Source organism: Aeromonas sp. ASNIH8 (assembly GCF_002919855.1).
GTDB lineage: Bacteria > Pseudomonadota > Gammaproteobacteria > Enterobacterales > Aeromonadaceae > Aeromonas > Aeromonas caviae.
Map to the genome: position 1 here is coordinate 33,653 of NZ_PQLN01000029.1, position 12,140 is coordinate 45,792.

The following is a 12,140-nucleotide window of genomic DNA, read 5'->3' on the forward strand; positions in this document are numbered from 1 at the left end:
GGCTGCCGATCACTGTCCGCCCGGCCCTGTGCCGGGCTTTTTCGTTTCTGAATAGGAGTCATCGCCATGAGCGACAAGATTGCCGTGGTTTACATCGGCGACAAGCCGAGCAAGAAAGACACGGTCACCGGCAGCCGCCTGGTCTTCCCGCGCCATACCGCAGTGGATGTGGAGAGTCACATCGCCATGCAATTGCTGGAGTTCCCGACCGTCTGGATCCGCCATGAGGCACTGGCTGGCGAGCTGGAGCGGCAGGAGACCACTGCCCAGGCTGCCGCCAAAGAGAAGGAGCGCCTCGCCGCCGAGCAGGCCCGCCTGGCGGAAGAGCAGAGCATGGTGGTTGGTGAGCGCGATCTGGCCAAGATGACCTCTGCCCAACTGGCCACCCTGGTGGAAGGGGAAGATCTGGATATCGAGCCGCAGGGCCCGCAAGAGAAAGTGCCCGATTACCGGGTGCGCGTGCGTGATGCCCTGAAGGCCAAGCTGGCAGAGCAGGGGGAATAGCATGCAGATGGTGTCGCGTGAGCAGTTCCTGCCCACTGTCAGGCTGCACATCACCGGCCCGCTCGAAGTCATGCTGAGTGAGGCCGTCACAGAGGCGGCCATCACGTTCTGCCGGGAGTCGGCCTTGCTGACCCTTGACCGACTGCTGCCCAGCGCGTCAGCCGGCAGCCTGGTGGAGGTCTGCAACATCAGCGGGATGACATCGTGCAATATGCTGCACCTGACTGGTGAAGGGGGCGCGCCATTTGTCAGTGGGCGTGACTACTTCGCCATGTCGGCCAATGAGCTGAGCATCCTGACTGATCTCAGCGATGCGCGGATCTGGTATGTGGCTGCTCCGGTCAAAGGCGCCACCGATCTCCCAGCCCAGCTCTACAACGATCACGCCGATGCCATTGCCCATGGCGTCGCAGCCTTGCTCTATGCCCAGCCAGACCGCCCTTGGTCTGACCCTAAGCGAGCAGGATACCACCGGGCTGAGTTTGTCGAGGGATGGCGCCGCGCCGGCCGGTTCCGCAAAGAGCACAGCGCCCCGACCCAAGTTGAATTCCACAACCCGCCCCGCAAACACTCTTTTTTCTAAAGGACTCCACACATGGCAACCGTTACCGTTGACTCGATCTTGAAGCGGGTAAATACCCTGCTCAACGATCGCACCTGGGTTCGCTGGCCCAAGCAGGAGCTGCTGGACTACTACAACGATGCTGCCAAAGCGATCGTGTTGATGCGTCCTGACGCCCACACCAAGAACGTGCAGTTCAACTGCGCAGCCGGCACCAAGCAGAGCCTGCCTGCAGATGCCCTGCGGCTGATCGAGGTGCTGCGCAATGCCGACGGCAAAGTGATCCGCTTCGTGCCGCGGCGCGCCCTCGATGACAGTTACCCGGACTGGCATGCTGGCAAGGATGGCACCAGCGTGGCCGCCTACACCTATGACGATCGGGACCCCAAGAACTTCTATCTCTACCCGGGCCCCGCCGCCGCAGTGAAGGTGGATGTGATCTACTCCGTAGCGCCGCAATCCAAGGTGCTGGCGGACGTGGAAAACGTGGGCACGCCGGCGCTGGCCGATCTGGATGACATCTACATCAACCCGCTTATCGACTTCATCATGTACCGGGCCTTCTCGAAGGACTCCGAATACAGCGCCAACTCCAATCGGGCTGTCGGCCACTACAACGCCTACCTGCAGCAGTTGGGTGAAAAGACCCAGGTTGATGCCAGCCTGGAGCAGCGCAAGACCGAAGGATTCTCCCGCGTGACCGGGCAGTAAGGGGGCAGCATGGCAGGAGTGTGGAAGCGTGACGGTACGGTGGCCGTCACCAATGGCAACAAGAAGGTGACCGGTACCGGGACAACCTTCGCAGACACCAAGAACGGGGTGGCCAAGGGCCACCTTTTTTGTATCACCAGTGGCACCTCGGTGGATTTCTACGAGGTGGACTACGTGGTGTCCAACACGGAGCTGTATCTGGTGCAGTCATACCGTGGCTCCACTGCCACGGGCAAAGCCTACGAGATCATCACGACTTTCTCGGATTCCGTCCCTGAGTTCGCCCGCCGCCTGACCGCCACACTGAGTGCCTATCAGCAGCAGAGCGATGCTTTTCAGGCGCTGCTGACGAGCACTGCCACCACTGTTGAGGTGACTGCACCGGATGGAACCAAGCAAACACTGATCCCGTGGAAGCGTGTGACCAGCGAGGGCGAGGGGCAGACGGCCCGCGCCAAGGTCGAAGCCGACCGAGCCAAGACAGAGGCGGATCGCGCCGCTGCGGCCGCCAATGCCACGGCCGAAGCCGGGACCGGCTCGCTGATGCGCGTGGGCGGCGCCACCATCCTCGATGCGGAGCGCTACGCCCTGGAGCGGGCAACCGGCGGCAGACAGACCATCATTCGCGACAGCGCTGGCAACGCCAATGCTATGTTCGTGCTGCCGCGCTTCAGCTACGCCGACCTGGGCATGACTGCCGATATGGGCACTGGCGATGTGACGGCGTTCGATTTTGGCAGCGGCAGCATCAAGAGCGAGATATTCATCGGCGCCTATCTTGCGTCCGGCTCCGGCGCTGTCAGCGCGCCGCGGCAAGATCCCCGCGCCTCGCTCGATCACACCGCCGCCCGCAACGCCTGTAGTGCAAAAGGCGCAGGCTGGCATCTGATGACGGCGCACGAATGGGCGGCAATCGCCCTGTGGTGCATGGCCAACGGCTACGAGCCGATTGGCAATACCAACCATGGGCGCAGTCACGCCAAGACTTGGCTGGTAGGAGATCGAGCTGACAATAGAGCGCCGGGTGATGCAGCCGGCACGGGGCGAACCCAGACCGGCTCGATGGGGTCCGATGCGACGCATACTCGCACGCTGGGCGGGATTGCGGATCTGGTCGGCAACGTCTGGGAGTGGCAGGACGGATTGCTGCTGCAAGATGGGCGCTTTAAGATTTCTGCCTACAACACCCAAGCCGAAGTTGACTGGGCGTTTGTCGATGCTTATCTAGATGCCTCCTCTCCGACCGGCGGCAGCTCGATCCTCTCTAACACCGTCATAAACCGGCTCGGCCCGCTGGGCGACAACGGCAATACTGGCAGCGTAGCTAACAGTGAGTGGCGCTCGACGGCCAAGGCCAGCGGTTACGTCAGCCTGCAGTCGCTCAGGAGACTGCTCATCGAGCCGGCCAGTGTGCTGCCGCAGGGGCGCATGTATGTACGCAATTTCGGCGAGCGGCTCCCGTATCGTGGCGGCGGTTTTGTCGGCGGGTCCGACGCTGGCCTGGCTGCGCTCTATCTGAGCTCTTCGCGCGTGCGCACGCTCACGGACGTCGGGTTTCGCCCCGCCTTTGCCTGAGCCTTGCGCCAGTTTCGGGGGTCCGATGTCGAACTGGCGGTGTTGCAAAATCAGATCAGGCTGACCAAAGACCTGGCCTGTCAACCCATCAACAAATATCAGCACTGGAGCGGTCTCAATCTCGAGACCGTCAGGGTGATCGGCGGCTGCGATGCAGTCTGTTTAACATTTCGAGCGGGGCAAATAGATGAGCTACTTATATGACGGCGAAACGCATGACAACTACGATCCCGCCTTTATGGCGGAGCTGGGCATGAGTGAGGAGGTCATAGCCTCCGTGCTCGCCCAGCACAACTATGAGCTGACAGAGGGGCAACTGGCGCGCCGCCAGCGCGCCTACGTGGCGGAGTCCGACCCCCTTTTCTTGGAGTGGCAATACGACAAGACAGCAGCGGCCGAGCAGACATGGCGCGACAAGGTGGCGGAGATCAAGCTGCGCTACCCGGTGGCCCGTGGGGCGGAAGAGTGATCGTCCGTCTCGAGCCCATCACGGCGAGCGTGGTCGCCGTGCTGCTGCAACCAGCCAAGTGAGCCTTGCCTCCTGGCGCTGTCAGCGTTAGGATTTACCCATCATGGCCCCGCTCTCCCGAGTGGGGCTTTTTCGTTTCTGCCTCTCCGAGATCCCCATGCCCGTACTCGATATCGTCACCATGCGAGGGACTATGCCGCGCGTGGAGCCACACCTCTTGTCTGATGAAGTCGCGGTGATTGCGCGTGACTGCCATTTTGACCATGGCGTTATCTCCCCGCTGGAGGATTACGCCAGTGCTGGTGTGGAATTGCCCATCGTGCCTACCACCCTTTTTCACTATGGCCAGCACTGGTTTGCCTGGAACAAGGTGGTGGAGGCTATTCGCTCCCCAATTGCCCAGGACCCATACGGCCGGGTTTACTACACGGACGGTGAATACCCCAAGGTGACTCATGCCCAGATCGCTACTGGCGGAGCCAACAAGCCGACAGCGTGGTACCGGCTTGGCATTCCCGCCCCAGGCGTTCCTGTTGGAGTGGGCGCAATTACGCCGCCATCCGGTGGTGTCGATGACGACCTCATTGATGACGAAACCCGCTTCTATGTGGACACCTTCGTGACTGCGATGGGAGAGGAGGGGCCACCCGGCCCAGCCAGCGGAAAAGTCACCATCACGATCCCTGGGTCGTCGGTTGCTTTGGTGCTGACTCAGCCGACATCCCAGAACAGCAATATCACCAAGCGTCGGGTCTACCGGTCTGTGTCCGGTGGTGGCATTGCCGACTACCTGTTGGTGGCCGAGCTGCCGATTGCTCAGACGTCGTTTGTCGATAACCAAGCGGATGGGGATTTGGGCGCCGTGCTGGAGACTTACGGCTACACCATGCCACCCGATGGCTTGCGTGGGCTTTGCCAAATGGCCAACGGCATGTGCGCCGGGTTTGCTGGCAACTCCCTCTACCTGTGCGAGCCTTACCTTCCCTATGCCTGGCCGGAGAAGTACCGGCTGACCACTGAGCACGACATTGTGGCGATCGCTGCCATCGACACCACCTTGGTGATCGGGACCAAGGGGTACCCCTATCTTGCCCAGGGTGTGAGCCCGGCATCGGTGACCACCCAGAAGCTGAGTCAACTGCCGCAGTCCTGTGTCAGTGGTCGCTCTATGGTCGCCATGGATGGCGTCGTGCTCTATGCCTCCCCGGACGGGCTGGTCGGCATCGGCGCCAACGGTGGGCAGGTGGTGACCGAGCAGGTCATCACCAGCAAGCAGTGGCGCGCCATGAAGCCCGAGACCATGCGGGCATGGCACCACGAGGGAAAATATGTGGCCATGACCGACACCCACGCATTCATCTTTGACCCGAAAAGTGGCGACTTGCGTGAGCTGACGAACCGGTGGGATGCAGCTGTCTCCGATATGGAGAGCGATTCCCTCTACATTGCTAAGGGGCGCAGCTTGCAGATTTGGCGCGGCGGGAGCCCCAGCAATGGTCAGTTCGTCTGGCGGTCCAAGCCATTTATGGAGCCAGAGGGTTCGTCTTTCAGCTGCTGCCGGGTGTTGGCTCAGGATGTTGGCTTGGTCGGGATCAAGTTGTTCGTTGACGGGGAGCAGGTGATGGAGCTGTCCCCTGGCAACCTGGTGCCCGGGGCGTTCAGGTTGCCGCCAGTGCGGGGCCGGTTCTGGCAGATAGAGGTCTTCGGTACCTCGGTGGTGAGCCGCATCACTCTGGCGAGCAGCATGGCGGAGATGGTGAACTGATGGCCAAGAAACCCGCATATCGCGCCGGCCGTGACCAGGCCGCAACAGCCGAGAACGTGGAGCTGCTCACCGGACAGCGTGGCGATCGCCTTGATAAGGCAGTCACTTTCCGGGAGCTGGCGGCATTGGGGCTGTCTACGTTGCGTCCTGGTGCTGGCGGTGTTTATGTCCCGGGCAAGAACCCAGACCTTTTCCCGCCGGGCCAGATGGAGTTCCCCCACGCTCCGGTCAATGTGATCGCCAATGGCGCATTTCACACGGTCCTTGTTGAGTGGGATCCGCCGCAGTACCGGGGGCATGCTCACGCCGAGATATGGCGAGCTGAGAGTGACAACCAAGCCGAGGCCACCCTGGTGGGGACCTCTTCGGCCAATCTCTTCTCTGACGCCATTGGCAAGGGCGCCGCGTTTTACTACTGGGTGCGCTTCGTCAACGGCAAGGATGACAAGGGTCCCTTTCAGGGTATGCAGGGCGTTAAGGCTGAAACCAGCCGGGATGTGCAGGACATTCTCGACGAACTGCAGGGGAAGATAGAGGAGAGCCACCTGGCCCAGGCGCTGCTGGGGCCCATAGAGCAAGTTCCCCAACTGCAGCTGGATATTACGATCCTGAAGCCAAAGGTTGATGAGATCGAGGTCATTCGTCCCAAGGTCGCCGCCATCGAGGACAAGATCCCCAGTATTGAGCAGGAGCTGGCCGGGCTGGATGAGCGCCAGAAGGTAGCGCAAGATCTGCTGGATGACGCCCAGCAGCAGCTGGGGATGTCGAGCATTGAGATCGGCCTGGTGCAGGATCGCCTGAATGCGAAGCTCGACAAGTACAAGGGGGATTTCGACTCGTTCCGCGATGCGGTGTTTGTCGTCGATCCAGAAAACGGCAGCATCACCATGGATGCCGTCAATGCGGTGCGAGATGAGCTTCACACTTCGATTACTGAAGTGCAGCAAGATCTTGATGCCGTCGCCGGCCAGATCAGCAGCAAGGCAGACAATGTCACCGTTGACGGCCAAGGCTCGCGGATTACAGAGGCAGAGCAGCGCATCAACGGCTTGGACGCCAGCCTGAGCCAAACCGTCACCCGGGGGGAGTTCACAGGCGAACAGCAGCGGGTCACCCAGATCGGTCAAGAGCTTGATGCGACAAAAGGGGTGCTGGCCCAGAAGGCGACACAGCAAGAGGTTGACGAGCAGGGCGAGCGGCTGGCCAACGCGGAAAGCAAGCTGACGGTACACACCGATGAGCTGAGTTCACAGGCGCAGCGCCTTGATGGGCTGGCGGCCCAGATCACCCAGGGTGACGAGACTCTTCGGGCCAGTATCACTGAGCTGGCGCGCGTTTCGGCGGAAAGCGATCAGGTGACCACGCAGCGGGTCAGCGGGCTCGAAGTGAGGGCGGGGGCATCAGAGGCCAAGATCCAGGCGCTCGAAGAAATCTTCGCGGATGACGGTGGTATTACTGCTGGCCGATTCGACGCCATCACGGCAGAACTCGAGCTGCAGCGAGGGAATGATGACGACAACGCATCTGCTGCGATCGATGGTGCCCTGGCCGTGGATGAGCGGGATCGGGAGACGCGGAAGGCGTTCGGGGCCATCCGTACAGAGCAGAGGGTAATCCTGACGGAGCAGCAGGCCCAGGCTCAGCGCACAGCAGACATGGAAGTGAAGTTTGAAGCGAAGGACGCTGCTACCCAAGCCAGGATCTCGTCGGTTGAGAAGGTGACCTCTGATGCAGACTCGGCGCTGGCACAGCGCATTGATAACGTCACGGCGGAGTTCCAGGCAGCTGACACCCAGGCGAATGCTGATATCAGGGCGCTGGAGCAATCGAGCGCATCGGCGGACGAGGCGCTATCTTTGCGCCAGGATGAGCTGGCAGCTGCGCTTTCGGATGCGACGACAGATATTGCGGCGAACATCACGCGGGAAGAATCAGCAAGGGTTACTGCCGATGAGGCCATCTCGAGGCGGGTGTCTGAGGTCGAGGCGCAGTTCAGCGGCGGCCTTGATGAGGTGAATGCGAGGGTTGCTGCCGAGGAGTCCGCTAGGGCGAACCAAGACGAGGCGCTTGCCCAGCAGATCCGCACTGTAGATGCTGCGTTCAAGGCCGCCGATACGGCGCTGTCTGCCTCCCTCTCCGAGTCGAGCAAGGCCCTCTCAGATGCCGACCGAGCGCTGGGGGAGCGGATCAGCACCCTTGATGTGACGGTCGGAGAGAACTCAGCCAGCATCACTGAGCTGCAGCAGGCCGTGGTGAGCAATGAGGCCTCGCTCAGTCAACGCCAGGACAAGATGGAGTCGGAGATCGTTGTCGGTGCCGTCAGTCAGGTTGAAGGTGCCTTGGCCGGGGATGAACGTGACCGAGAGAACCGAAAGGCTCGCGGTGTCATTCTCCAACAGCAGAGCACGCTGACGAATCAACAGGAGGCGCAGGCCAGGACCGTTGAGCAACTGACCGCAGAGTTTGATGCTGAGAATGCGGAGATCAGGGCGCAGATCACCAATGAGCAGTTGGTTAGATCAACGGCAGATGAAGCCCTGGCACAGAAGACATCTGTGCTTGAAGCGCAAATCGAGGGGGTGGATCAGTCCCTCTCAGCCAGTATTGCCGAGGTGGCCAGGGTCAGCGCTGATGCTGATGCCGTCATGACCGAGAAGCTGAATCAGCAACAGTCCACAATGCAAACGGCGGATGCTGAGCTTTCTAGTCGCATCAATGAAGAGGCAACCACCCGGGCTGATGCCGTCGAGTCGCTGGCCAGTCAGATCCAGCAGGTAACGGCAAACTATCAGCAGGGAGATCAGCAACTCCAAGGCCAGATCACGGCAGAGTCAGTCGCCCGTGCCGATGCGATGCAAGCCCTCGGCAGCCAGATTGATACGGTGTCTGCTGTTGCAGGTAGCAAGAATAAAACGTTCTTCCAAGCCACTGCCCCAGGGTCAGCGATGGGCACCGGTGATCTGTGGTTTGACACAGCCAACAACAACAGGCCGTACCGTTACAGTGGTACTGCTTGGGTTGCCACTGACGACCCGAGGATTGCAGCCAATGCCGCCGCCGTTCAACTCCAGAGCCAAGCTATTGCCGACTTGCAAAATGGTGCCCAGGCCATGTGGACAGCGAAAGCCAGCGCGGGCCAGATCACTGCCGGGATCGGCCTGGTTGCCAATTCGGACGGCACCAGCCAGGTGGCAATCTCTGCCAGTCAGGTTTTTGTATTCGACCCGAACAGCTCAACGCCCATGGCGCCGCTGTTTGCCATCGACAACGGGCAGGCCGTGATTGCCGAGGCCATCATCCGAAAGGCCACCATCCAGATCATCCAGTCAGAGAAGATCACCGCCGACTACATCAAAGCTGGGGTCAGCATCACAACCCCGTTGATTAACGGTGGCCAGATCGATATGGGCAATGCCTTCCTGTCTGGAGGCGCGGCGGGATTTGGCAAGGGCGGCCCTTATGGAGGCTGGGGATGGGGTTGGTACACGATGATCTATGCGGACGGCAGCATCTATACCAACCGACTTCGTGCAGAAGGCGGCTACGTCAGAAACATGACCATGAACAACTGCACGATTGCTGCCGATTGCGTGGTCCTGGGGACGTTGGAAGCGGATCGGATTGTGGGTGATATCACAAGGATGATCAGGGCGTCAGGTAACTTCTCTTTGGCAGGTTACAAGCGAGCCAGAAACATGGTCTGCATCAAACCACTCACAGGTCTAGCAGAGGTTTCCGGATCCGGCACGATAGGGCTCATATTGTTGTGCAAGCTCAACGGCACTGAAGTAGCCAGGGCTACGTCCACAGCCTCGTTCCCTGTGGGTACGAATAGAGCGCCAATGAGTGTGACCTTCCAAGATGCTTTCGTGATCCCCGCTGGGACTGAGACCGTCAACATCACCTTCGAAGTGGTGGCCTATCCTGGGTCATCTATCCAGAACCAGCGCCTTATCGGGGAGAGCCTATGGCTGATGGGTCTATGGTGAGGGCTGCTTTGAACCGCATAGTCAGGGATACCGGGAATCCTAATCTCCCTCTCAAACTGCAAGACGCCATCCGAAACCGGATGGCGTTTTTATTTGTGCGTGGCGATGACGGGTTTGTGCTCAAGCCGCTGGCCGAAGATGGCGTGATCGGCGTCCTGGTCTGGGTGGGGTGGGGAGATGGCAGGGCGCCTGAGCGGCACTTGCCGGAAGTGAAGCGCCTGGCGCGCCTGATAGGGGCACGCTGGTTGCGCTTCCACTCGGTGCGCAAGGGGTGGCTCAAGGTCGCACCAAGAATGGGATGGGTACGTCAGCCGGATGATGCTGATGGGCTCTATGTGTTTCAGATCAACCTATGAGGTGTAGGTGATGGGGAAGGGTGGCTCGAACGAAATTCAGGAGACCGAGGCTCAGAAGGCTGCGGCCAGTGTGGCCATGGAGCAGTGGGATCTCTACAAGAACGACCTGCAGCAGTATGAGGACCTCTTCATGGAGAAGGTGGATGACCTCAACAGTGAGGGGGAGTTCGACAAACTGGCAGGCACGGCAGCGCTTGGCACTGCTCAATCCTTTGGTGAGGCGCGCGCCGGGCTGGCTGACTCCATGGCGGCCAGTGGAGTAGATCCAACCAGCGGCAGGTACCAGGAGGCGATGGAAGGACTGGCAACGGACCAAGCCCTGAGTCAGACCGATACCACTAACCGCGCACAATCCAGCCAGCAGGACAAGTATGTTGCTGGGCTCAAGGATGTGGTGAGCATTGGCGCAGGGCAGAAGGCTGAATCGCTGGCTGGTATTGGCGATGTGGCCACAACCAGCTTGCGCAAGGCAACCAGTGATGCACAGAGCTCTTACCAAAGCCAGCAGGCGACGGCTGGTTTGGTGGGGACCATGGCAGGAGCTGCCACCTCGTATGGGCTGGCCAGCCTGAAAGCGCCGGCTGCAACGGAGATCAAGAAAATCAGCCCGACAGCATCCGTGCTGCAGGGTAAGGGTTACTAAGGGGGTTCCATGGGTTACGCCGCAGACACTTACGCCAAAATCACCCGAGAGCAGTACCAGGACTGGAAGACACGCTTCTACCCCAAGCAGCAGGAGTTGATGGAGTTGGCCACCAACGGTCAGCTTCTGCGGGAGCAACTTGGACGGGTGGATGAGAACAACGCCAACGCGCTCCGCTCTGCTCAGCAGGCTACGGCCAACCGCAATGCGCGAATGGGGCTGGGCACCAGCAGCAATGCCAACGATAACAGCCAGGGGCTGCGCATGGCGCTGATGACGGCAGGCACCGAGAACGGCCTTCGTGAACAGGAGCAGACCAGACAAATGGGGATCCTGACCGGCGCGGATGCGGGGCTGCGTGAGGCAATCAAAACCGGAGGAGGTGTGTGATGGGGTACGGCATTTTGGATATCGGCGGCCAGACACGCCAGCAAGGCCTGGCGGGGTTGCGCGATGCTGCCAACCGAGAGTCGGAGATGGAGGCTGCCAACAAGAGTCTCAAGACCGCTCGCAAGGGGCAAACCCTGAGCACCATCGGTACTGGCGCATCGATGGGCGCCATGTTGGGCATGGCGGGTTCACTCGGTGGCCCTCTGGGCGCACTGGCAGGTGCTGGGGTTGGTTTTCTGGCAGACAGCTTGTTTTAAGGAGGCATGATGAGCGTATCGGGATTGGCGGAAGGTTTTCTGGCTGGCTTCAACACCATGGACCGTTATCAACGTGGCCAGAAAGAAGATGAGCGGATGGATAAGGCCATGGGCCTGCGAGATGCCATGTGGCAGAACGAGCTGGATCAGCAGAAAAAGGCCGATGCTCGTTATGATGATGAGACCAAATATAACCGAGGTCGCCATAAGGTTGATGACGACAGATGGAACTTAGAATACGCAGGACGGCAAAAACAACTGGAGTTGGATAATAAGCGCGCCAACGCGATGCTGAGCCTTAACGTGGAGCAAAATAAAAGGGCCCAAGAGTCTCACGCACTGGCCGTGGCAAAGAACAAACGGGACCAGTGGTGGCTTGACAATGAGGTGCCGTTCAATATGGCGACAGCAGCGCTGGGGCGAGGGGAGCAAATAACACCAGAGCAAGATGCTTTGTTGAACCATGAATATGCCGCCGGGCGAAATCCATACCGCGTGTTTGGTGACCAGCAATGGCACCGGAGTTCTGACACTGTTTATCAAGGGATGAAAGCAATCATTAACAACCCTGACGCCAAGGTCTGGGATATGGGGAAAATGCATGATGCCATCAATACGCCCGAGTTGAAAAAGTCTCTGACCTATATGGTCAGGGGCAACCTCGAAAAGGGTATCGGAACAATGACACCTGATGGCGTTGTCAAATCTTATGGTGAGGTAGAAGTGGTGCCCACTGGGCGTGGCACCTTTTACATGCAAGCGCCGGTGACCTATGTCAACCCCAAAACCGGTCAGGGTGAGAGCGTGAACATTTTGTTAAATTTCACCCAGTTTTTTGAGACCCGCATTGAGTACCGTTTCCAGATATTCACTGCTCATTCCTGCGATTTTTTGCTTCCGTCTTACGCTCGCCTTGCGT

At 59.8% G+C, this 12,140-nt stretch carries 11 protein-coding genes and 1 pseudogene; all 12 read left to right on the forward strand.

Going from position 1 to position 12,140, the window contains the following annotated elements; all coding sequences use genetic code 11:
* Positions 1-66 precede the first annotated feature (66 nt).
* Positions 67-504: a hypothetical protein gene (locus C3418_RS09930; protein ID WP_103858400.1), complete on the forward strand. Its 438-nt coding sequence runs from the start codon at positions 67-69 to the stop codon at positions 502-504.
* 1 nt (position 505) lies between these two features.
* Positions 506-1,087, forward strand: coding sequence for a hypothetical protein (locus tag C3418_RS09935; protein ID WP_103858401.1), 582 nt, complete (start codon positions 506-508; stop codon positions 1,085-1,087).
* A gap of 12 nt (positions 1,088-1,099) precedes the next feature.
* Positions 1,100-1,777: a DUF6682 family protein gene (locus tag C3418_RS09940; RefSeq protein ID WP_103858402.1), complete on the forward strand. Its 678-nt coding sequence runs from the start codon at positions 1,100-1,102 to the stop codon at positions 1,775-1,777.
* Positions 1,778-1,786: 9 nt separating this feature from the next.
* Entirely contained in the window at positions 1,787-3,352 is a 1,566-nt protein-coding gene (locus C3418_RS09945) for a hypothetical protein (RefSeq protein WP_103858403.1), read from the forward strand.
* A gap of 187 nt (positions 3,353-3,539) precedes the next feature.
* Positions 3,540-3,821 carry a hypothetical protein gene (locus tag C3418_RS09950; protein ID WP_103858404.1) on the forward strand — a complete coding sequence of 94 codons (282 nt, stop codon included), beginning with the start codon at positions 3,540-3,542 and terminating at the stop codon, positions 3,819-3,821.
* 103 nt (positions 3,822-3,924) lie between these two features.
* Positions 3,925-5,586, forward strand: coding sequence for a hypothetical protein (locus C3418_RS09955; protein ID WP_103858405.1), 1,662 nt, complete (start codon positions 3,925-3,927; stop codon positions 5,584-5,586).
* A complete protein-coding gene (locus C3418_RS09960) occupies positions 5,586-9,575 on the forward strand; it encodes a DUF1983 domain-containing protein (protein WP_103858406.1) in 3,990 nt (1,329 codons plus the stop codon). The genes C3418_RS09955 and C3418_RS09960 overlap by 1 nt, the downstream gene beginning before the upstream one ends.
* Positions 9,576-9,655: 80 nt before the next feature.
* Positions 9,656-9,931: a hypothetical protein gene (locus C3418_RS09965; RefSeq protein ID WP_258039951.1), complete on the forward strand. Its 276-nt coding sequence runs from the start codon at positions 9,656-9,658 to the stop codon at positions 9,929-9,931.
* 10 nt (positions 9,932-9,941) lie between these two features.
* Positions 9,942-10,574, forward strand: coding sequence for a hypothetical protein (locus C3418_RS09970; protein WP_103858408.1), 633 nt, complete (start codon positions 9,942-9,944; stop codon positions 10,572-10,574).
* A 9-nt stretch (positions 10,575-10,583) separates the two neighbouring features.
* Entirely contained in the window at positions 10,584-10,964 is a 381-nt protein-coding gene (locus C3418_RS09975) for a hypothetical protein (protein WP_103858409.1), read from the forward strand.
* The gene (locus C3418_RS09980; protein ID WP_053288653.1) at positions 10,964-11,221 is read left to right on the forward strand and encodes a hypothetical protein; all 258 of its coding nucleotides are present in this window, start codon (positions 10,964-10,966) and stop codon (positions 11,219-11,221) included. The genes C3418_RS09975 and C3418_RS09980 overlap by 1 nt, the downstream gene beginning before the upstream one ends.
* Positions 11,222-11,230: 9 nt before the next feature.
* Positions 11,231-12,140 (forward strand): annotated as a pseudogene (locus C3418_RS24370) (hypothetical protein); the annotation flags it as partial.